The sequence below is a fragment of the Streptomyces sp. NPDC048111 genome, from assembly GCF_043202815.1.
In the GTDB taxonomy this organism is placed as follows: domain Bacteria; phylum Actinomycetota; class Actinomycetes; order Streptomycetales; family Streptomycetaceae; genus Streptomyces.
The window spans coordinates 104,855-126,309 of sequence record NZ_JBIDBD010000006.1 but is presented as its reverse complement, the minus strand read 5'-3'; the positions used below and the strand labels follow the sequence as shown (position 1 = coordinate 126,309).

General features: G+C 71.2%; 20 protein-coding genes and 1 riboswitch. Of the genes, 4 read left to right on the top strand and 16 right to left on the bottom strand.

Annotation, left to right across the window (positions count from 1 at the left end; genetic code table 11):
- Window positions 1-84: 84 nt before the first annotated feature.
- Window positions 85-229: riboswitch (cobalamin riboswitch) on the bottom strand.
- A 98-nt stretch (window positions 230-327) separates the two neighbouring features.
- Window positions 328-912 carry a Uma2 family endonuclease gene (locus tag ACGF3I_RS13785; RefSeq protein ID WP_393131458.1) on the top strand — a complete coding sequence of 195 codons (585 nt, stop codon included), beginning with the start codon at window positions 328-330 and terminating at the stop codon, window positions 910-912.
- A 69-nt stretch (window positions 913-981) separates the two neighbouring features.
- Here the strand turns inward: ACGF3I_RS13785 and mctP are convergent, their stop codons facing one another.
- The 16 genes from mctP to ACGF3I_RS13705 form a co-directional block, all read right to left on the bottom strand.
- Window positions 982-2,607 (bottom strand): monocarboxylate uptake permease MctP, encoded by a 1,626-nt coding sequence (mctP, locus tag ACGF3I_RS13780; RefSeq protein ID WP_393131456.1) that lies wholly within the window; start codon window positions 2,605-2,607, stop codon window positions 982-984.
- Window positions 2,604-2,891 (bottom strand): DUF3311 domain-containing protein, encoded by a 288-nt coding sequence (locus tag ACGF3I_RS13775; RefSeq protein ID WP_393131454.1) that lies wholly within the window; start codon window positions 2,889-2,891, stop codon window positions 2,604-2,606. The genes mctP and ACGF3I_RS13775 overlap by 4 nt, the downstream gene beginning before the upstream one ends.
- Window positions 2,892-3,034: 143 nt before the next feature.
- On the bottom strand, window positions 3,035-4,012 hold the full coding sequence (locus ACGF3I_RS13770) for a LuxR family transcriptional regulator (RefSeq protein WP_393131452.1): 978 nt from the start codon (window positions 4,010-4,012) through the stop codon (window positions 3,035-3,037).
- 33 nt (window positions 4,013-4,045) lie between these two features.
- Window positions 4,046-6,391: an MMPL family transporter gene (locus tag ACGF3I_RS13765; RefSeq protein WP_393131450.1), complete on the bottom strand. Its 2,346-nt coding sequence runs from the start codon at window positions 6,389-6,391 to the stop codon at window positions 4,046-4,048.
- The gene (locus ACGF3I_RS13760; protein ID WP_393131448.1) at window positions 6,378-7,358 is read right to left on the bottom strand and encodes an aldo/keto reductase; all 981 of its coding nucleotides are present in this window, start codon (window positions 7,356-7,358) and stop codon (window positions 6,378-6,380) included. The genes ACGF3I_RS13765 and ACGF3I_RS13760 overlap by 14 nt, the downstream gene beginning before the upstream one ends.
- Window positions 7,358-8,365: an endonuclease/exonuclease/phosphatase family protein gene (locus tag ACGF3I_RS13755; RefSeq protein ID WP_393131446.1), complete on the bottom strand. Its 1,008-nt coding sequence runs from the start codon at window positions 8,363-8,365 to the stop codon at window positions 7,358-7,360. Before ACGF3I_RS13755 ends, ACGF3I_RS13760 begins: the two co-directional genes overlap by 1 nt.
- 7 nt (window positions 8,366-8,372) lie before the next feature.
- Window positions 8,373-9,527: an endonuclease/exonuclease/phosphatase family protein gene (locus ACGF3I_RS13750; RefSeq protein WP_393131444.1), complete on the bottom strand. Its 1,155-nt coding sequence runs from the start codon at window positions 9,525-9,527 to the stop codon at window positions 8,373-8,375.
- Entirely contained in the window at window positions 9,520-10,590 is a 1,071-nt protein-coding gene (locus tag ACGF3I_RS13745; RefSeq protein WP_393131442.1) for a glycosyltransferase family 2 protein, read from the bottom strand. Before ACGF3I_RS13745 ends, ACGF3I_RS13750 begins: the two co-directional genes overlap by 8 nt.
- 21 nt (window positions 10,591-10,611) lie before the next feature.
- Window positions 10,612-11,658 (bottom strand): NAD-dependent epimerase/dehydratase family protein, encoded by a 1,047-nt coding sequence (locus ACGF3I_RS13740; RefSeq protein WP_393131440.1) that lies wholly within the window; start codon window positions 11,656-11,658, stop codon window positions 10,612-10,614.
- Complete coding sequence (locus ACGF3I_RS13735; RefSeq protein ID WP_393131439.1) at window positions 11,652-13,082, bottom strand: aspartate aminotransferase family protein; 1,431 nt, start codon at window positions 13,080-13,082, stop codon at window positions 11,652-11,654. The genes ACGF3I_RS13740 and ACGF3I_RS13735 overlap by 7 nt, the downstream gene beginning before the upstream one ends.
- A gap of 45 nt (window positions 13,083-13,127) precedes the next feature.
- On the bottom strand, window positions 13,128-14,078 hold the full coding sequence (locus ACGF3I_RS13730; protein ID WP_393131437.1) for a lysylphosphatidylglycerol synthase domain-containing protein: 951 nt from the start codon (window positions 14,076-14,078) through the stop codon (window positions 13,128-13,130).
- Complete coding sequence (locus ACGF3I_RS13725; RefSeq protein ID WP_393131435.1) at window positions 14,075-15,034, bottom strand: UbiA prenyltransferase family protein; 960 nt, start codon at window positions 15,032-15,034, stop codon at window positions 14,075-14,077. The genes ACGF3I_RS13730 and ACGF3I_RS13725 overlap by 4 nt, the downstream gene beginning before the upstream one ends.
- A gap of 74 nt (window positions 15,035-15,108) precedes the next feature.
- Window positions 15,109-16,128, bottom strand: a complete 1,020-nt coding sequence (locus tag ACGF3I_RS13720; RefSeq protein ID WP_393131433.1) for a glycosyltransferase family 2 protein — start codon at window positions 16,126-16,128, stop codon at window positions 15,109-15,111.
- A 51-nt stretch (window positions 16,129-16,179) separates the two neighbouring features.
- Window positions 16,180-16,392: a hypothetical protein gene (locus ACGF3I_RS13715; RefSeq protein ID WP_393131431.1), complete on the bottom strand. Its 213-nt coding sequence runs from the start codon at window positions 16,390-16,392 to the stop codon at window positions 16,180-16,182.
- Between the two features lie 72 nt (window positions 16,393-16,464).
- Window positions 16,465-16,635, bottom strand: a complete 171-nt coding sequence (locus tag ACGF3I_RS13710; protein ID WP_393131429.1) for a hypothetical protein — start codon at window positions 16,633-16,635, stop codon at window positions 16,465-16,467.
- Between the two features lie 327 nt (window positions 16,636-16,962).
- Window positions 16,963-17,727, bottom strand: coding sequence for a GntR family transcriptional regulator (locus ACGF3I_RS13705; RefSeq protein WP_393131768.1), 765 nt, complete (start codon window positions 17,725-17,727; stop codon window positions 16,963-16,965).
- Window positions 17,728-18,194: 467 nt separating this feature from the next.
- On the opposite strand from ACGF3I_RS13705, the gene ACGF3I_RS13700 reads away from it, so the two are divergent.
- The 3 genes from ACGF3I_RS13700 (at window position 18,195) to ACGF3I_RS13690 (ending at window position 21,447) form a co-directional block, all read left to right on the top strand.
- On the top strand, window positions 18,195-19,475 hold the full coding sequence (locus ACGF3I_RS13700) for an extracellular solute-binding protein (RefSeq protein WP_393131427.1): 1,281 nt from the start codon (window positions 18,195-18,197) through the stop codon (window positions 19,473-19,475).
- A gap of 74 nt (window positions 19,476-19,549) precedes the next feature.
- Window positions 19,550-20,548, top strand: a complete 999-nt coding sequence (locus ACGF3I_RS13695; RefSeq protein ID WP_393131425.1) for a carbohydrate ABC transporter permease — start codon at window positions 19,550-19,552, stop codon at window positions 20,546-20,548.
- Between the two features lie 29 nt (window positions 20,549-20,577).
- Window positions 20,578-21,447 carry a carbohydrate ABC transporter permease gene (locus ACGF3I_RS13690; RefSeq protein ID WP_393131423.1) on the top strand — a complete coding sequence of 290 codons (870 nt, stop codon included), beginning with the start codon at window positions 20,578-20,580 and terminating at the stop codon, window positions 21,445-21,447.
- The last annotated feature ends 8 nt before the right edge of the window (window positions 21,448-21,455 follow it).

The following is a 21,455-nucleotide window of genomic DNA, read 5'->3' as shown; positions in this document are numbered from 1 at the left end:
GGCGTCGGCGCGCGTCGGGGCAGCCCGCAGCGCGTCGTCCACCGGCCCAACCGCGAGGCCCGGACGTCTGGCACCCGGATCGGACGAACCGGATGCGCCATCGGCAGGTCTTCGGACTCGGCCCGTACAAAGGGGTACGGGTCATACCGTTGCGGGACAGTTCCGGATTCACACCGGATTCCCCTGCGGCGACAGCGAGCACGAGCATACATGTGGGGGGCGCCATGGACGGCGCCCCCCACATGTTGTGTCGTCCGTCGGTCTACCGCTGATTGTCGTAGGGCTCCGCTATCGTCGGTGACAGAGCGCTGAAGGAGGCGATCCACCGTGACCGTGGCGACTGACCGGCCCCACATGCCGACCGAGGATTTCGAGGCCCTTGCGCGTATGGCGTCCCGGGAGATGGAGGGAACGCGCCTGGAGTTCATCGACGGGATCGTGAGGAGCAAGGCCATGCCGGACGGTGACCACGGGCGCATCATCCAGTGGCTCACGCGCATCTGCGTACAGCATCGACCGGAGCTGTGGTTGCATCCGGGGCAGGGGATCAAGGCTCAGCAGTACCGGGCGGGGCGGGCGATCCCGGACGGGGCGCTCGCGCCATCCGATGCCTTCGTCGGTCAGGGCGACTGGGTGGAACCCGAAGCCGTCCTCATGGTGGTCGAGGTGACTTCGTGGGACTCCGACACCCACCGGCGGGACCACGTCGAGAAGCCACGCGCCTACGCGGAGACCGGCATCCCTGTATACCTGCTCATCGACCGGGCCAAATGCGAGGTCTCCGTCTACAGCCAGCCCAACGGCCGTCGGTACGAGAGTGTCCACATCGTGCCGTACGGCACGGACATTGCGCTCCCTGACCCCGTCGGCATCACCCTCCAGACCGAGCGGCTCAAGGACTGGGTGCGCTGATCGGTGCACACGAAAGGGCCGCCGCACCTCCGCAGGTGCGGCGGCCCTTTCGTGTGTCGACAGCAGAACTCAGTGCGCCGTGCCCGCCGTCGCCGGGGGCAGCTCCGTGGCGACGCCCGGGTCGCCGGCGTCCGCCGTGTAGTCCTGGGGCGAGGTCTCGTCGATGCCGTCGGGGGCCTTCACGGCGCGCAGGACGAAGGTCAGGACCACGGTGACCACCACGTTCAGGACGAACGCCGTGAGGCCGATGTAGCCGATCTCGCCGATGCCCGGGATCTCCTTGGAGGAGCCGCCGAAGTGCTTCTGGCTGGGCGAGGCCACCCCGTACGCGGCGAGCGTGCCGTACACCATGCCGACCGCCCAGCCGGCGAGCAGCGCCCAGCGGTGGAACCAGCGGGTGAACAGTCCGCCGACGAGCGCCGGGAAGGTCTGCAGGATCCAGATGCCGCCGAGCAGCTGGAAGTTGATCGCGACCGTCTTGTCCATCGTCAGGACGAAGACGAGCGCGCCCACCTTCACCACCAGCGAGACCAGCTTGGAGACCTTGGCCTCCTGGGACGGCGTCGCGTCCGGCTTGAGGAAGTCCTTGTAGATGTTGCGGGTGAAGAGGTTCGCGGCCGCGATCGACATGATCGCCGCCGGGACCAGCGCGCCGATGCCGATCGCCGCGAAGGCGACGCCCGCGAACCAGTCGGGGAACATGTCCTCGAAGAGCTGCGGGATGGCCAGCTGGCCGTTGGTGACCTTGACGCCCGCGGCGATGGCCATGAAGCCGAGCAGGGCGAGCAGGCCCAGCATCAGCGAGTACAGCGGCAGGATCGTGGTGTTGCGGCGGATCACGTTGCGGCTGCGCGAGGAGAGCGTCGCCGTGATCGAGTGCGGGTACATGAACAGCGCCAGCGCCGAGCCGAGCGCGAGGGTGGCGTAGGTCCACTGGCCCGCTTCGCCGGGCACGAGCGCCCCGGTCGGCTTGCCCGTCGCCGGGTTCGGCGTCGCGAACTTGTGCTGCGCCGCGCTGAAGATGGCGTCGAAGCCGCCCAGCTTGATCGGGATGTAGATGACCGCCACCGCGATGACGAGGTAGATCAGCCCGTCCTTCACGAACGCGATCAGCGCGGGCGCGCGCAGCCCGGAGGAGTAGGTGTACGCGGCGAGCACCGCGAAGGCGATGAGCAGCGGCAGGTCCTTGACGAACCAGTTGCCGGACTCGCCGCCCACGCCCATGACGTCCAACACGGCCTGGATGCCGACCAGTTGGAGCGCGATGTAGGGCATCGTGGCGAGGATGCCGGTGATGGCGACCGCGAGCGAGAGGCCCTTGGAGCCGAACCGGCCGCGCACGAAGTCCGAGGTGGTGACGTAGCCGTGCTTGTGCGAGACCGACCACAGGCGCGGCAGGAAGGTGAAGATCAGCGGATACACCAGGATCGTGTAGGGCACCGCGAAGAACCCGGCCGCGCCCGCCGCGTAGATCGCCGCGGGCACCGCGACGAAGGTGTACGCGGTGTAGAGGTCGCCGCCGAGCAGGAACCAGGTGACCCAGGTGCCGAACGACCGCCCGCCCAGGCCCCATTCGTCGAGGCTGGCCTCGTTCTCGGCCTTGCGCCAGCGGGCCGCCATGAAGCCGATGACCGTGACGGCCAGGAAGAAGAAGATGAAGACGCCGAGCGCGACGCCGTTCACACCGTCCTTCACTTGGACGCACCCCCCTTGGTGTCGTCGGAGGCGCGCGAGCCGGACGCGGTGCGCGAACGCTGGTCGTGCTGCCAGAGCTTGTACGCGACCATGGTGAGCGCGGTCGAGATGAGCACCCAGAGCATCTGGTACCAGTAGAAGAACGGGATGCCACCGAGCACCGGGTCCGTCTTGGCGTACGAGCTCACCCACAGCATCGCCACGAAGGGCGCGATCAGGCAGAGCGCGATGACCACGCGCAAGGGCGTGACCACCGGTCTCCTCACTTCTGTCGATTCCGGCATTGGGTGGCTCCGTCCCCTCGGGATCACCTGTGCGTTGGATCACTTGGTAATGCGCAGGAAATCTAGGGGACAGTCTCGGCCAAGGGAACCCCCGTCCGGATTCCGGACGCACCGGGTTCCCCGGCGCACCCCCCGTCACCAGGTCAGAGCCAGCCCTCCTTGGCCGCGCGGACCCCCGCCTCGAAGCGGCTGCGGGCGCCCAGGCGCGACATCAGGTCCGAACTCATGCGGCGCACCGTGCGCAGCGAGATCCCGAGCCGCCGGGCGGCCACGTCGTCCGTGCAGCCGATGCCGAGGAGCAGGATCAACTCCCGCTCCTGCGGCGAGAGATCGTGCTCGTTGCGCCGCGGCGCCTCCCCGAACGGGGTCCCCGATTCCCACAGGTGGTCGAAGAGGACGACCAGCGCGTTGACCAGTCCCCGGCTGCGCACTTCGAGGGCGCCGGCCCGGGCGTCGCCCGGGTCCACCGGGACGAGCGCCGCGCTGCGGTCGACGATCACCATCAGCATCGGCACGATCGGCACGGTACGGGCCTCGCCGCCGAGGTCGCAGTACCAGCGCACGTACTCCAGGGTGGGCGGGTCGTTGCGGAAGCTCTCCTGGTAGATGCTGCGGATCTTCACCCCGCGTTCGAGCGCCAGCTCGTCCAGGGGCTGGCTCGCGTCCATGGTGTCGGGCAGCTGGGCCCCGCCGGGCAAAAGGGAGAGGCACTCGGCGCGGGCGCTGCCGGCCAGGTCCTCCAGGCGTTCGCGCACCGCGTCCACCCCGTGGATCCGGTCGACCACGTCGTGCCGGAAGGTGCCGCCCTCGCTGAACTTGGCCAGGATCGCGGCCACCGCCTGCTCGGCCCGCTCCATCTGGTGTCTGCGCTTGGTGAGTTCGGCCTCGGCGCGGGAGAGCAGGAAGGCGAACCCGACATCGGGGTTGAACGGGGCGACGCCGTCCGAGGACTCGTCCATGAGGACCAGCCTGAGGTCGGCGAGGTGGGCGAGCGCCACCCTCACCTCGCCCTCGGGCCACCCCAACTGCTCGGCCAACTCGGGTACTCCGTAGCCGGGTTGCTCCAGCAGGAGCCGGTAGACGATCTCTGTGGACTGCTGGATTCCGAGTGCCTCAAGCATGCGGGTTCCCCCAGGTTCGCGTATGCCGTCATGTCACTGTGCGTGGTCCGATGGTTCGGCCAGGGGGATCGTATGGCGGCGGGGTGATCTAGGTCTAGACCAATAAGATGACGCCGGTGTGGCCGGAAGGGCACTTGTGGTGGGTTCTGTGTACTTCGCGCGGCCGTTTCGTCGTGCCCTCACGGACCGTGCTGCCGTGCCCCGGAGCAGCCCGGACGACAGCACCGCCGCACCCCCGAGTGCCGTGACGAGCAGCGCGAGTTCGACCTGGGGGCCGAGCCCGATGGCCAGAAGCGGCAGGGCGACCAGGGGCCCGGCGCCGAGCCCGGAGCGCTCCCGGCGGCCCTCCCCGGAACGCGACGACGCGACGCGGTCGACCGCGTCCAGGAAGGCGAACGCCCCCGCCACCAGCGGCACCCACCCGGTCACCGCCCCCGTCGCGCCCACCCCGCCGAGGAGCCGGGCGCCGCCCCCGTACTGCCAGACCACCACCAGGAGCCCGCTCACCGCGACCGGCGCGAGGAGTCCGCACAGCGCCGCGCGCACGGCCGTCCGCGCGGACCGCAGCCGGGCGGTCACGGCGAACGCGAGCAGCGCCATGACCGCGAGCGCGGCCGGAACGGCGCGGTACACGCCCTGGACCAGATCGAGTTCGGGCGCCCCCGAGCCGCCGGCCGCCGCCCCCGCGGCCTGCGCCGCCGCGCGTACGTCCGCCAGCACTCGGCGCCCGGGGGCCGACATCGGCTCCTCGGACGGCACCACGGCGACCAGCGCGGACCCCGCGTGCCGCCAGGCCGCGCCCTGCGGCGCGGTCGCCGTCAGTACGCCGGGGACCCGGGCGGCCGACGCCGCCGCACGAGCGGGGTCGCCGCCCGAAGGGACCAGAACCTCCAGGGGGTTGAGCACACCGGAGGGGATCCCCGCGGCCGTCAGCTGATCGAGCCCGTCCCGCGCGGGCCCGCTCCGCACCAGGGCCTCGGCGCGCGGATTGCCCGTGGTCAGCAGCCCGGCCGCACCCACGAGCAGCCCCACGGCGAGGAGCAGCCCGATGGGCGCCAGGCGGCGCCCCCGTGCGGCGGGGCCGGCCCGCCACCACGACAGACGGCGACCCCGTGCGGCCGGGCCGGCCGGCGATCGCGACAGGCGGCGGCCTCGCGAGGCCGAACCACCCGGCCACCGTGACAGACGGCGCCCTCGCCCGGCCCGGTCCTCCAACCGCCCCGCGCAGAGCTGCCGTTGAGCTTGCGCCCGGCGCACCGCACGCTCCCGCACACGGTCGATCGACCCGCGCGGCAGCCACGCCAGGAGTGCCGGTCCGAGCGTGAGGCCGGCCAGGGCCGACGTCCCGCAGACCGCCGCGCCCGCGAGGCCGATCGAGCGCAGGAAGGGGACCGGGAACAGGGCGAGCGCGAGCAGGGCCGCCGTCCCCGCGAGGGCTCCGGCCGTGGCCGGGCCGGACAGGGCGGCGCCCGCCCGATGCAGGGCGGAGCGGGGGTCCGCTCCGCCGGCCAGCTCCGCGCGCCAGGCCGACACCAGGTGCCAGGACCGCCGCAGGGAAAGGGCGAGTGCGGCGACCGGGATCAGGTACACCACGACGAAGCTCAGCTCCATGACCCCCGCGCACGCCACGACCACGAGCAGCGCCGCCACCGACGACACCGCCGTCAGGAGGAGCGGCACGAGCGCGACCGGCGGCCGGAACGCCCTCAGGAGCAGGACCAGGGCCGCCAACGCACAGGCCGCCTTGGCCAGTTGGAGGAGCGGGCCTCGGTCTGCGGCGGCGCTGTCGTCCTGGAGCGGAAGGACGCCGGTGACGTTGACCCGGGCGTCGGGCAGCGCCGCGCGCAGCCCGGTCCGCAGCCGCTCGGTGGCCTCGCGCACGACGCCGAGCCCGGCCAGATCCGGCTCGCCGGAGCGCGGATACACCAGGGCGTAAGCGGTGCGCCCGTCGCGCGAGAGGAACGCCGGATCGCGGGTGTCGGCGTACGACACGACGCGGGTGCCGGGCGCCGTCGCCGCGGTCAGGCCGTCCGCGAGGCGGGCCGCCGCGCCGGCCGAGCGGCCGTCCGTGCCGCTCGGCCAGGTGACGACGGCGACCAGCGGCGCGACGCCCGCGCCCGAGCCGTACCGCTCGGTGATCGCCGCATTGGCCCGTGCGCCGGCCTGGCCGGACGCCGTGAAGCTCTGGTCCAGACGGACGAGGGCGCCCCCGGCCACGGCGGCCCCGCCCACCAGGAGCACCACGAGCCACAGCAGGCACACGAGCCCGCGGTGGTCGGCGGAGCGCCGGGCGAGCGAGGCGGCGAACCGCTCGGTGCGCCGTGGGGCCGCGCGCCGCTCGGCCGGCCCCGCGGGAAGGCGACGCTCAGCTCGCCGCATCGAGGCCCGCCGCGTCCAGCCGGGCCCTGACCTCGGGGTCCAGGACCAGGTCCACCGCGTCGAGCGACTCCTCCAGCTGACCCACCCCGCTCGCACCGATCACCGGCAGGATCGGCAGCTCGCCGCCGAGCGCCCAGGCGAGCACGACCTGGCCGGGTGCCACCCCGAGCTCCTTGGCGACCTCGCCGAGCACCGCGAGCCGCGCCGTCGAGCCGGCGTGCCGGTACTGCTCGGGGATCTCCTTGGCCGGGTCGTTGTACGCGCCCGTCAGCTGGGTGGTGTAGGCGACGAAGGTCAGCTCGGGGCGGGTGGCCAGATAGTCGAGGAGTTCCTCCGAGGCGTGCGGGTTCACGCCGAACTCGGCGCCGGGGCGCGGCTGGAGGTAGGTGTAGCGCTGCTGCACCGCCGCGTAGGCCGGGTGGCCCGCGCGCCCGGCCGCGCCGCGCGACTCCTCCACGCGCCAGGCCGCGAAGTTGCTGCATCCCGACAGGGAGATCTTGCCGGCGTCGGTGAGCTCGGCGAAGGCGGCCATCGTCTCCTCGACCGGGGTCTTCCGGTCGTCGATGTGCGCGTAGTAGAGGTCGATCCGGTCCGTGCCGAGATGGCGCAGGCTCGCCTCCACCTGGCGGCGCAGGACCGGCGCGGACAGGCCCTCGGCGGCCTCGGGCCACGGCGCGTCCAGCGGCTCGGGCAGGGCGCCGACCTTGGTGGCGATCACCATCTCGTCCCGTACGCCCCGGCTGCGCAGCCACTTGCCGATGACCAGTTCGCTCTCCGCGCCGGTCGCGCCCGGCGCCCAGAAGGCGTAGGTGTTGGCGGTGTCGATGAAGGTGCCGCCCGCCTCGTAGAAGCGGTCGAGGACGGCGAAGGCGGTCGCCTCGTCGATCCGGGTGCCGAAGGGGAGCGTGCCCAGGCACAGGGTGCTCACCCGCAGGCCGTCCTTGCCGCCCAGCTGTCGGTACTGCATCAGTGGTTCAACTCCTCGTGAGGGATGGTGATGGTGACGTCCTGCGCCAGGTGGTCGGAGAGACCGCCCGGGTCGCGGAACGCGTAGCGCACGGCGCGGACCGCGGCACTGGTGAAGACCCAGTCGATGCGCCACAGTCGCAGCCTCCACCGGGCGTGCCAACTCGCGGGCAGCAGCGCGCGGTTGGCGCCGATGGCGTCGCGCGCGGTCCTCGGCATCCGGCGGATGTCGCCGATGGCCGCGCTGGTGTTGAAGTCCCCGGAGACCAGGAACGGGTGGGGGTTGGTGAGCAGATCGGCGACCAGCGCGTCGTACTCGCGCCGCCGGGCCAGATGGCGCCGCCGCATGTCGCGGAAGAACGCCGCGCCCAGCGGGTTCATCACGGTGAGCTGCACCGGGATGTGCACGTTGTACGTCGACAGGACGCCGCCCGGGGTACGCAGGTCGACCCGCAGCGAGCAGGCGCCGACCGGCACCGGGGGAGCGGCGAGGGGGAGCCGGGACAGCGTCACCGAGTTGTTGTCGACCGCCAGGTGGTGGCCGGGGAACTCGCGGCGCAGCCGCTCCTCGTCGTCGATGTCCCACACCTCGCCGCCCTCGTACCCGTTCAGATACTCCTGGAGCAGGTAGACGTCGGCGGGCAGGGTGTGCAGGAAGGCGTAGAACCGGTCCGGGTCGCGGCCCTGGGCCCAGTGCTGGGTGTTCCACGACACCACCCGGATGCCCGATCCGTCGTCGGTGCGCGTCGAACCGCGCCTCAGCGCACGGTAGTTGACGCCGCTCTGCGACCGGCCCGCCAGCAGGCAGCCGGCCGCGAGCACCGCACCGGGGCCGCTGCCCGCGACCGCCGACGCCACGAGCAGCGCGAGGGGCACGGCCGCGAAGAGCGGGGGCGGCAGCAGGGACACGGCGAGCCAGGGCCACCAGCGGCCGTTCAGGGCGAGGTGCGCGCCGAGGAAGACGGCCCAGAGGAGCGCGCAGAGGGTGACGAGGGCGGCGGGGGACACGGCAGGCTCACCCCTCTCCGGCGCGCGGCGCCGGAGCCACGCTCACCCAGAGGTCCTGCACCGCGTGGTCGGACAGCTTCTCGGGGGAGTCGAAGCGGTACGCGTCGGCGCGCGCGCCGTGCCCGGTGAACGCCCAGTCGGTGCGCCAGAACGGCTTCCAGCCGCCCTCCTCCCAGCTCGTCGGGTAGAGGTCGTCGCTCGCGCCCATCGCGTCGTCGAGCCGCGAGCGCATCGGGTCGAGCTCGGACATGGCCGCCGTGGTGTTGAAGTCCCCGGCCACGACGACCGGGTGGGGGTTGGCGGCCACGTCCTGTTCGAGGCCCGCGTACTGGTCCTGCCGCGGCCCGAAGCTCTGCCGCATGTGGGAGTAGAAGGCACCCGACAGGGGGCCGTCCGTCATGCTGTTCCAGACCGGCATGTGGAGGTTGTAGAACGACACCGTCCGGCCCTTGACCAGCAGATCGGTCCGCAGCACCTTGGCCTCTCGGTAGCGGGTGCCCCAGTCGGCGTCCGGCGCGAGCGAGCGGGCCGGGCCGACCGCGGGCCGGGCGACGACGGGGAAGCGGGAGAGGGTGACCAGCTCGCCGTCGGTGACGACCTGGTACCCGGGGAACTCCGCGCGCAGCCGCGCCAGATCGTCGACGGGTTCGCGGCCCCTGCGGTCGGGCGTCACGTGCTGGTACTCGTGCAGCAGATAGACATCCGCCTTCTTCGCCTTCAAGAACGCGTAGAAGTGGTCCTGGGTGCCCAGGAGCTGGTTCCACGAGTTGGTGTTCCAGGCGACGACGCGCACCGAGTCCGGGCCCGGCCGGTGCTCCGGCGACCACAGGGAGGCGATGTTGATCCCCGACTGGCCCGCGCCCAGGACCAGCGCCAGGACGACCGCGCCCGCCGTACGCCACCGGGCGGCGCCGCGCGCCAGGGGGATCAGCGCGGCCGTGAGGAGCGGGACCACGACGAAGGCGAACGGCGGTACGGCGCCGGCCAGTTCGCCGAACCAGTAGCGCCCCTCCACGAGCCACTCCACCGCCAGGCACCCCAGCCAGGCGAGCGCCGCCCCGTGCACCAGGCGTCCCGCCCGGCGCCGGGCGCCCCCGGCCGTGGGGGGCTCCGGCGCCGGCCCCTGCGGGGTATCGACGGGCGCGGTCCGCAGGTCAGACACCCCGGACCCCGACCGCCGGGCCGAGCGCCGCGCTCTGCGAGGGGCGCGGCTGCGGATCGTAGAGGTGCCGGAAGCGGGACGAGCACAGCCACTGCACGCCCGCCACCCCGATCGCCGCGAACACCGTCAGGTTCACCAGGAAGTTGACCGCCACGAAGTACCCGAGGAACAGCCGCCCCCGGTGTCTGCGCACCACCCGGTACATGTCGAGGTCGCCGAGGACCGACAGGACGAACAGGAGCCCCGGGAGCGCCCACCACACCGGGCCCCACAGCAGCGGCGCGGCCAGGGCCGCCACCGACAGCGGGGCCGCGAGGCTGGCGCCCGCGCGCGGTCCCGTCACGAAGCCGCCCTGGAGGGCGCGCCGGCTCAGGATCAGCGGCACTGCGAGACGGGCCCGGCTGAACACCTTGTCCAGGACGATCCGCACCGTGTCGTCGTGGTCGTGGCGCCCGCGCACCTCCACCGAGCTGAGCACCTTGTACCGCTCGGAGATCCGCCGGCCGTAGTCCTGGTCCTCGGTGTGGCGAAGGAGCGGGTTGAACGGGCCGACCTCGTCGAAGACCGTGCGCGGCATCGCCAGGATCGCGGTGTGCACGGTGTCGATGACGCCCTCGGACTTCAGCAGCAGGTAGTACTGCTGGAGCGAGCGGTACTCCTCGATCAGGCTGTCCCGGATCAGCGGCTCGGGCTCGTAAGTACCGCACACCGCACCGTACTTGACGCCGTCGGCGCCTCCGGCGAGCAGCGCCACCGAGCGCTCGATCGCGTCGGGGTGCATCGCCACGTCGGAGTCCAGGAACACCAGGACCTCGCCCCGGGCCAGCTCGGCCCCGAGGTTGCGGGCCACCGCGACCCCGCTGTTGGTGCCGGTGCTCACCACCCGGGCCCCCAGGGCGGCGGCGGTCGCGGCGGAGTCGTCGGTGGAGCAGTCGTCGACGACGATGATCTCGGTGCGGGGGTAGGTCTGGTTCTGCGCGGCCTGCACGCACAGGCCGATCGAGCGGCCGTAGTTGTAGTTGGGGATGATCACGGAGACCAAGGGCTGCTGGTCGCTGGGCACGGTGTTTACTCCTCGGGTCTCTTAGAACAGCACCTTGGCGAGGGAGAGGGCTCCCTGCCGCCACGGTTCGACACTGGTGACGCCCTGCCCCGTGGCGGCCGGGCTCGCGGTGCGCCGGTGCTCGCGCCACCAGGCGTAGGTGCGCAGGATCGCGTCCTGGTTGGAGTGGCGCGGACGGAAGCCGAGCTGCTCGCGGGCCCGGTCGGTGCTCACGTACGAGTCGTCGAGCAGCTTGTGCAGCAGCCGCCCGTAGACCGGCGAGAGGCCGGTGCGCTGGAGGGCGCTGAGTGCGGCGAGCGCCGGTCGCGCGGGCAGCGAGCGGACCCGTCTGCCGTGCCCGGCAGCGTCCAGGACCGCCTGGAAGTCCTCGCGGATCGTGCCGAACGCGGTGGCGCCCAGGTTGAACGTGCCGTCCGCGCGCTCGGCCGGTGCCTGCATCGCGGTGACGACCGCGTCCACCAGGTCGTCCACGTCGAACATCTGGATGCGGACGTCGCCCCTGCCGAGGACGGGGAAGTGGCGCCCCTCCTCGGCCCACTCGAAGAGCATCGCGAACAGGCCCATGCGGCCGGGTCCCAGGAACGTCTTGGGCCGCAGGATCGGCAGGCACATCTCCCGGCCCCGGAACCGTTCGGCGACCTCCTCGGCCTCCGCCTTGGCGGCGCTGTAGGTGTCGACGGGCTCGCGCGGGTACTCCTCGGGCGTGGGCACCACCTTGGGCAGCCCGTACACGGCGGTCGACGATATGTGCACGAAGCGCGGCACCGCGTTGGCCTCGGCCGCGCCAAGGACCGACTCCGTACCGCCGACGATCACCGAGCGGATCTGGTCGGCCGGATAGCTGGGCAGCGCCGCCGCGCAGTGCACGACCACGTCCGCCCCGTCCGTCGCCCGCTTCATCGCCACCGTGTCGCGGACGTCCGAGACGGTGTGGGTGAGGCGTTCGTGGCGGGTGCGCGGCGCCCTCAGGTCCACGCAGTGCACCTCGTGCCCGTCGGCGAGCAGCCGCTCCACGAGGGTCGAACCGAGCATCCCGGCACCGCCGGTCACGACTGTCCTGGCTACCACAGCGACGACACCTTCTCCTTGACGAAACGGGTGAGCAGACGCGGCAGTCCCTGCGCGAGGGTGGCGTCCAGGGACTCCAGGAAGTACTCGACCTCGTGGTCCTCGGTGATCAGCGAGGGCGCCGCCATCAGCGGGTTGTCGCCGTTGAGCGTGTAGTAGGCGTAGATGCCGTGGTCGCGGTAGAGGGCGTTGACCACCGACGAGGTGATGAGCTTGGTGCGAAAGCGCGGGTCCTTCGTCATCGCGCCCGGCACCAGCTTGGTCACCAGCTCCAGGACCTTGGGCCCCTTGTGCAGGAACACCCCGTGCAGCGCGCCCGCACCGCGCACCTCGGACACCACGTCCGGGTGCTCCTTGGCGATCCGTTCGAGGCCGGGTCCCAGGATGCGCTCGATGGCGCGGGCCCGGGCCGGATAGTCGTCCTCCACCGCGATGTTGACGGCCTCGATCGCGGTGATCGCCTCCTCGCCGAACCCGTAGTAGGTGGTGCTGGTCGACTGGAGGAGGGCGTCGGTGAGGTTGTCGTAGGCCTTGCGGAAGACCGGTTCGCGGGCGATGAACGCCGAGATGGACGACTTGCCGCCGCCGAACGACTTGGAGGTGGTGAGGATGTCGGGGACCAGGCCCTCGTAGCGCATGAAGTAGAAGAGGCTGCCGGTCTTGCCCCAGCCCGTGTAGATCTCGTCGAAGAGCAGCACGATGTCCTCGCGGGTGCACAGCTCCCGCAGCCCGCGCAGGAACTCCTCCGAGCAGACGTTCATGGTGGAGGCGCTGAGCGGTTCGATCAGGATGCAGTAGACGTCCGAATCGCCCTTGGCCGTGCGGGACTTGGCGACCTCGCGCTCGACCGCCGCCAGATCGCCGTACGGGAAGACGCCGACGCCGGGGATGCCGGGGAACTGGAAGGTGGACTGGTTCTGCCCGGTCAGGCTGCCCGAGCCGAGCAGTTTGCCGTGGAAGCTGATGTCGGCCCGCAGCACCCGCGAGCGCCGCCCGCCGTGGTACTTGTACGCCAGCTTCACCGCGCCCTCGACCGCCTCCGCACCGGAGTTGGGGAAGAACGACATGTTCAGGTCGCCGGGCAGGAGTTCGGCCAGGTTGTGGCCGAGCGCCGCGATGTAGGGCGAGAAGTAGGTCTTGTGCACCTCCATCCGGTGCTCCGCCTGGAAGCGCCGGCGGGCCTCCAGGATGCGGGGGTGGTTGTGCCCGTGGTTGAGCACCCCGACGCCGCCGGTGAAGTCCAGGACGCGGCGGCCGTCGCGCTGGAGGATGTAGGCGCCCTCGGCGCGCTCGACCAGCTCCTGGCCGAAGCCGAAGGAGGTCATGAGCGAGACCTGGCTGCGGTTGACGTGGTCCTTGTAGAGGCCGTGGACCTGCTTGGCGGTGAGCGACTCGCAGTCGTCCACGGAGTACAGCTGTGGCATGGGGATCCCTCGGTAGGGGTGCAACTGGGGCAGGAGGAAGGGGAGTTACGCGGTGGCGGCGCCAGGTCTGCCGGAGACCCGGGTCATCAGGAGCGCGGCCCCGCCGACCAGGACCTCGCTCAGGGTGCAGACCACCCGGCTCGCGACGGCCGCCGCGGCGGCGGCCTGCCAGGGCAGCACCGCGGACAGCGCCAGCATCAGGACGGCCTCGCGGGCGCCCCAGCCGTCCGGCAGGACGACCACCAGGCTCGCGGCGGCGGTGGCGAGGGCGAAGCCGCCCACGCACACCGGGAGGGCCTTGGTGGCGGGCGCGCCCAGCATCACGGCGAGCGCCCACAGGTGCAGCCCGGACACCGCCCAGGACGCGGCGGCCGAGGCCATCGCCCGGCGCATGCCGCGGTCGCTCGCGGTGGCGGTCGGCGCGGGGCGGCGGGTGAGCCTGGCGCCCAGCGCGGCAAGGGAGTTGATGAGGCCGGGGCGCACGGCGCAGGCCACCGTGACCGCGACCGGGAGCAGCAGCCACCAGGCGTCGCCGCCCAGCGTCCAGGGTGCCGCGACGGGGCCGATGGTGAGCCCGGTGAGGACCGCCGCCATCAGGTTGAGCAGGAAGACGGCCACCATCACCGGCCCCGGCACCCCCACCGCGCGGCCCATCCGCACCTGGGCGAGCACGCCCCACACCGCCCCCGGCAGGTACTTGCTGAGGAAGGAGGTGAAGAAGATCCGGGTGGCGGCGGCCCCGGACACCTTCGGGCCGAGGTCGCCCAGCAGGGTGCGCCAGGTGACCATGGACAGCAGGACGGCGCCCGCGTTGGCGGCCAGCGCGCCGAGCAGGTAGGGCACGGCTCCCGGCCGCACCACCAGGTCGGCCAGGTCGCCGATCCGGTCGTGCAGGGCGAAGCCGATGCCGGCGGCGACGGCGAGCGGGAACAGGACGGGCACGGCCCGGCGCACGAGACCGCGCGGCGCGGCCGGGGCGAGGTCGGCGGCCGTCATGACGCGGTGTGGACGACGAGCACCGAGCCGCCGACCAGGCAGGACCACACCAGTGCGTTGGACACGGTCACGCGGTCCCTGAACAGGGCGCGGGACGGGTTGCCGCCGCCGGAGTCGACCGTGATCAGCTGGAGGTAGCGGGCCAGGCCGAACAGCGCGAACGGGGCGGTGAGCATCGCGACGGCGGTCCCGTGGGAGCCGAACACGGCACTGCCCTGGACCTGGAGCACATAGCTGATCGCGGTCAACACGGCCGCGAACACCAGGAGTTGGTCGAGGAAACCGACGGTGTAGCCGCGCAGGGCCGGGCGGTGCAGGACCCCGCCCACGGTCATCTCGTGGCGCCGCTTGCCGAGGATCAGCATCAGGCACAGCGAGAAGACGCACAGCGCCAGCCAGTCCGGCACCGGCGAGGACGCGGCGAGCGCCCCCTGCACGAGTCTGAGGACGAAGCCGAGCGCGACGATGAAGACGTCGAGCAGCGGCACGTGCTTGAGGCCCCTGCTGTACGCCACGTTGAGGCCGAGGTAGGCGAGCACCGGCCACCAGGCCACGGCCGGAGTGACGCCGAGCAGCGCGCAGCCGGTGACGGCGGCGCCGAGCAGGACGACGAGCACCGCGGCGAACAGGACGGCGGTGCCCACGCCCACCCGGCCCGCGGCGATGGGGCGGTTGCGCTTCTGCGGGTGGCTGCGGTCCCGGTCCCGGTCGCTGATGTCGTTGACCAGGTAGACGAGCGCGGACGCCAGCGTGAAGGCGACGACGGCCGCGACCGCGCCGCCGAGCAGCTGGCCGGCCGGGCGCTGGGCGCCGAGCAGTCCGAACGGCACCACCACCAGGTTCTTGGACCACTGGCCGGGGCGGACGAGCGAGGTGAGGTCACGGAGGAGGCTGGGGGGCCGGGCCTGCTGGGTGCGGGCCGGCGTCTGGGCGAGCGTGGGGCCGTAAGTGGCCATGGACAGGCTCCAGTTGCTGACGGGTGGTGGCGGGGGACACCGGGCGGGGATGCGGGGCGGGGTGCGGACGCGCGTCACCTGCGGCCGGCGGCGGGCACCGGGGTGCGGCGGCGGACGGTGGGCCCGAAGTCCGGTTCGGTGAGCCAGCGCACGACACCGCGTGCGGCGCCGAGCACCAGCGCGAGGTGCAGCACGAAGTGGACGCCGGTGAACCACAGGAGGAAGCCGGGCCCCTTGGTGCGCAGCACGAAGCGGCTGAGCTCCGGGTCGGCGCAGGCGAAGACGAGGACGCACAGGGCCGGCACGAGCAGCAGCCACGGCGACAGGAGGCCGAGCAGCAGGGCGGGTGGGGCGAGGGCCGCGGCGAGCACGCCGAGCGGCCGGTTGGCGCTGAGCCCGCCCGCCCGCATCTGGCCCACGGCCGCGATGAGGAGCTGGGAGCGCCGGTACTGCTCGCGCAGCATCGGCACCAGCCGGTCGACGTCGTCGTGCCGGCCGGTCACGGCGGGCGACATGCGGATGCGGTGGCGCTCGACGAGCCGCCCGCTGTACTCGACGTCCTCGGAATCGCGGAGGTTCTCGTCGAACGGGCCGATCTCCTCGAAGACGTGCTTCCGGATGGCGCCGAGCGCGAAGAACGCGGTGCGCACCTCACCGGCGCCGCGGCGGCGCCAGAAGTGGGCGTGCAGCGCGTGGTAGCGCTCCACCGGGCCGTCGTCGAACAGTGGCTCGGGGTCGAGCACGCCGTGCACACAGCCGAGGCCGGGGTCGGCCACCAGCTCGTCGACGGCGTTCGCCACGGCGTCCGGGGCCAGCGCGGTGTCGGAGTCGAGGAAGAACAGGATCTCGCCACGGGCGGCGGCGGCGCCGAGGTTGCGCGCCGCGGACACGCCCCTGTTGTGGGGGCTCGCGATGAGGACGCACGGGAATTCCCGGGCGATGTCGCGGGAACGGTCGGTGCTCGCGTCGTCCACGACAATGACGTCGAGCGGTGCGCAGGTCTGCGCGAACACCGATTCCAGGCAGGCCCGCAACGTCTTCTCGTAATTGAAATTGGGGATGATGACGGACACGCTCGGGCGGGCCCTGGGCATGACGATTCCGTTTCTGTGCTGCTGAAGGTGGAGTGCTGGGGATTTCGGCGGTCAGAGGAGCCTGAAGTCCGTGATGTGGAAGCGGGCGAACTCCGGCGACGCGGCGAGCAGGCGCACGCAGACGTCCAGGGCCCGGGCCACGGCCTCGGTCTCGTCCGGACTCCGCAGGTAGAGGGCGAGCCGGATCGACTGCCCGATGACCAGCGCACGGGCCGGTCCCGCTTGGACACAGGTCTCGTCGACGCGGCGGAGCGTCTCGATCACCTGCGTCCTCGTCGGGGGTTCGGCACGGTCCCCGGCGCAGGCGGTCATCGAGATGCCGACGAGATAGATGGGTCAGCCCCAGGAGAATCCGTCGCCGGGGTCGCTGGTCGGGACCGCGGCGGTGGTGGATTCGGCGATGTGGTGAACCGGTGCGGCGGAATTCCCCTGCGCGGTCAGTACGAATGCGATCGTGGCGGCGACCGGAAGGAGAAGGGCCGCGATCGAACGGAACCTGGCACGCATGAGAACCACCTTTTCGTCAGGAGCTTTGTCGGAGATTTGCCAGGAGCGGATTTCCTTTGGCGAGTTCAAGATTGGCCGACGGGGGCCGGGGTGTCACCGGGAAACGGGTGGCCACAACCGCGCGGCAGGACGGTGCCACCCCGCCCGGCCGCTACGGACACCCCGGACGCCGGGCCCAGCAGGGACTTCGTCCGGGCGGGCACCAAGGTGCCAGGCACAAGGTGCCGGAGTCCGGACGGAGTTGGACAGGAGCGCCCCGGAACGCACGACGGCCACGCCCCGTGAGCGGGACGTGGCCGGTTCTGAGCGCTGGTGGTCCGGGGGTGGTCAGTCGGTCGGGCGCTTGAGGCGGGCGACGAACTTGTAGCGGTCGCCGCGGTAGACCGAGCGCACCCACTCCACGGGCTCGCCCTGGCCGTCCAGGGAGTGGCGGGACAGCATCAGCATCGGCAGGCCCACGTCGGTGCCGAGCAGGCCGGCCTCGCGCGGGGTGGCGAGCGAGGTCTCGATGGTCTCCTCGGCCTCCGCGAGATGCACGCCGTACACCTCGGCGAGCGCCGTATAGAGCGAGGTGTACTTCACCAGGGAGCGGCGCAGCGCCGGGAAGCGCTTGGCGGACAGATGGGTGGTCTCGATGGCCATCGGCTCGCCGCTCGCCAGGCGCAGCCGCTCGATGCGCAGCACGCGCCCGCCCGCGTTGATGTCGAGCAGCCCGGCGAGGGTGTCGTCCGCCGTGACGTACCCGATGTCGAGGAGCTGGGAGGTCGGCTCAAGGCCCTGGGCCCGCATGTCCTCGGTGTAGGAGGACAGTTGCAGCGGCTGGGAGACCTTGGGCTTGGCGACGAAGGTGCCCTTGCCCTGGATGCGTTCGAGGCGGCCCTCGACGACCAGTTCCTGCAGGGCCTGGCGCACGGTGGTGCGGGAGGTGTCGAACTCGGCGGCCAGCGTCCGCTCGGGCGGCACGGGGGTGCCGGGCGGCAGCGTTTCCGTCATCTCCAGCAAGTGGCGCTTGAGGCGGTAGTACTTGGGCACGCGCGCGGTGCGGGCGCCGGCGCCCGCCTCCGTCTCGCTTCCGCTGCCGTCGGCGGCCATGGTGGTCTGCCTTCCCGAGTGCTGCGCTGCTGCCGTCACCGGCTCCTCCGTCTGTCGCGGCTCACATGGTGGCACGGACCGGTCACGGGTCGTCGCCCTCCGTCAGGGTGTCGGTCCGGGAACGCGATCGACAAGCCCTTCTTATACACCGCCGCGCGGCGGACGTGCGGGGAAGTGTGCAAGTTGGTCTAAACCATTAAAGCCCAGCCCCCTCTCCGGAGGCGCTCGGGGCGGTGCCGGACGGGCGCGTGGGGCCGCTGTTGTGGGGCGTCCCGAACGGTGAGGTGTCGGTCCGATAACGGACGGTCTCAGCGTTCTTATCGACTCTTGACACCCCAATAGGTCTAGGCCAAGCTCCCGGTACTGGTCTAAACCATTAAAGACCAGAACCCAGCCCCACGGGCAGTACTCGTCGTATGTGGCATCGCGGTGGGCGGGGGGTTTCAGTCATCCCTGAGGAGAGTGGCGTGAAGCGCAAGCTCATCGCGGCAATCGGCGTCGCGGGCATCATGATCGGCGCCGCGGCATGCGGCGGCAGTGACAAGAAGGACGGCGCCGCGGGGGGCGACGCCAAGGAGCTGACCGTCTGGCTGACGGTCGACGCCCAGAAGAACTGGCCCGAGCTGGTGAAGGCGGCGGACGACGCGATCGTCGCCAAGCACCCGGGTCTGAAGATCAACCACGAGTACTACGGCTGGCCGGACAAGAACGCCAAGCTCGACGCCGTCCTCGCCACCGACAAGGCGCCGGACGTCGTGGAGATGGGCAACACCGAGATGCTCGCCTACTCGGTCAAGGGCGCCTTCGCCGAGGTCGACGCCTCGAAGTTCGACAACTCCGCCGCCTGGCTCGACGGCCTCAAGGCCTCGGTCACGTACAACGGCAAGACCTACGGCGTCCCCTACTACGCCGGTGGCCGCACGGCGACCTGGCGCAAGGACATCGCCACGGACGCGGGCATCACCGCGACGCCGAAGACCTACGCCGAGCTGACCGCCGACCTGGACAAGATCCAGGCCAAGCAGGGCGACAAGTTTAGTGCCTGGTACCAGCCCACCCGTGACTGGTACGCGGCCATGTCCTTCGTCTACGACGCCGGCGGCTCCATCGCCAAGCAGGACGGCGACAAGTTCAAGGCCAACCTGTCCTCGCCGGAGTCCATCAAGGGCCTCACCGAGTTCAAGAACGTCGTCGACAAGTACATGAAGGGCGACAAGACCAAGGACGAGGCGGACCGCCCGATCGTCTACGGCCAGGGCAAGTCCGCCCTCGTCTTCAGCCCGGCCTGGGAGGGCGCCAACGCCGCCCTGCCGGAGAACGACAAGGTCGGCAAGCTCGCCGACAAGATCGAGAGCTTCGTGATGCCGGCCCCGTCGGGCAAGGCCATGCCGGTCTTCCTCGGCGGCTCGGACCTCGCGGTCCCGGTCAAGTCCAAGGCGCAGGGCCTCGCCGCCGAGTGGATCAACGCGTTCACCGGCACCCAGGGCCAGAAGGGCCTGATCGCCAAGGGCAACCTGCCCAACAACAAGACGGACCTCGCACCGCTGAAGTCGGACCCGAAGACGGCCGTGCCGGCCACCGCGGCCGAGTCCAGCTGGTTCGTCCCGATGGCGCCGGGCTGGGGCCAGGTCGAGAAGGCCAAGACCCTCCAGGACATGCTCCAGGCCATCGGCACCGGTAAGAAGACGGTCGAGGCCGCCGCGAAGGACGCGGACGCCGCGATCGACAAGGTCATCAACACCAAGTGACCTTTGGGCAGGGCCCCGTCACGTGACGGGGCCCTGCCTGGCCAGTTCCAGAGAGGGATCACCAGGAGCGCGCGATGAGTGCCGCAGAGACAACCACCGCCAAGGTGCCGCCGGCGCGGCGCGACCCACTACCGGGTGCTGGATCCGGTCAGCCCGGCAGGCCGGGGAAGAAGCGTGGCACGGGCGGGGGAGCGGCGGTGCCCTGGGCACTGCTCGCGCCCTGTCTGATCGTCCTCGCCATCGTCCTCGGCTATCCGCTGGTCCGGCTGGTCACCCTGTCCTTCGAGAAGTTCGGGCAGCCGCAGCTGTGGGGCTTCCAGGCCGCCGAGTCCGTCGGCCTCGACAACTTCACCAACGTCCTCGGCGACTCCGAGTTCTGGGACGTCGTGGTGCGCACCATCGTCTTCGCCGCCTCCGCGGTCGTCCTGACCATGGTCATCGGCATGCTCATAGCCCTGCTGCTCCAGCGGGTCTCGGGCTGGGTCAAGACGCTCATCAACATCGCCCTGGTGGCGAGTTGGGGCATGCCCATCGTCGTCGCGATCACCATCTTCAAGTGGATGTTCGACAGCGACTACGGCGTACTGAACTGGCTGCTCAGCCAGTTGCCCGGGGTCGACGTCACCGGGCACAACTGGTTCATCGACAGCACCCAGGGCCTCGCCGTCATCATGCTGCTGGTGGTCTGGGGCGCGGTGCCCTTCGTGGTCATCACCCTCAGCGCCGGCCTGACCCAGGTGCCCAAGGAACTCGAAGAGGCCGCGCGGCTCGACGGCGCCGGCTCCTGGGGCGTGTTCCGGCACGTCACCCTGCCGATCCTCAAGCCCATCATCGTGATGCTGGCGACGCTCTCGGTGATCTGGGACATGGGCGTCTTCCCGCAGGTCTTCGTGATGCGCGGCGGCCACCCCGAACCGGAGTACCAGCTCCTCACCACGTACTCCTACGACAAGGCCTTCGTCGTCAACGACTACTCCCAGGGTTCCGCGATCGCCCTGCTCACCGTGCTCCTGCTGCTCGGTGTGATCGCGGTGTACATGCGCCAGATGCTCAAGATCGGGGACGTCGAGTGAGCACCGCGATCGCAAAGGACGGAGTGACGATGGCTGCCTCGACCGCCGCGGCACCCGGCGCCACGCGCGCCAAGCCCACCCGCAGGAAGACCAGGGCCGGCTGGAACCTGCTCGGTCTGCTGGTCTTCGTCACCGCGGGCTTCCCGGTCTACTGGATGCTGAACACCGCGTTCAAGCCGGCCAAGGACGCGATCGACCCCGATCCGCACCTGTTCCCCACGCACGTCACGCTCGACAACTTCAAGCGGGCGCTCCAGATCGGCGACTTCTGGGGTTCGATCGGCCGGTCCCTGACCGTCTCGCTCGTCGTGGTGGTGATCGGCATCGCGGTCGGTCTGCTCGCGGCGCTCGCCATCTCGCGGTTCGCCTTCCGCGGCCGCAAGATCGTCATCGTCGGCATCCTCGCGGTCCAGATGGTGCCGCTGGTCGCCATGATCATCCCGGTCTTCCTGCTCCTGAACGACCTCGGTCAGTACGACAAGCTCACGGGCCTGATCATCACGTACCTGACCTTCATCCTCCCCTTCACGGTGTGGACGCTGCGCGGTTTCATCGTCAACGTCCCCAAGGAGCTGGAGGAGGCGGCCATGGTCGACGGGTGCACCCGCACCGGCGCCTTCATCCGCGTGGTCTTCCCGCTCCTCGCCCCCGGCATGGTGGCCACCTCGGTCTACGGTTTCATCCAGGCCTGGAACGAGTACCTCTACGCCCTGATGCTGATGAGCCAGAACCACCAGACGGCCACCGTCTGGCTGTCCAACTTCACCACGCAGCACGGCACCGAGTACGCCCCGATGATGGCCGGATCGACCATGATGGCCGTCCCCATCGTGATTCTCTTCCTCCTCGTCCAGCGCAAGATGGCCGCGGGTCTGACGGCCGGCGCAGTGAAGGGATAACCCTGCCC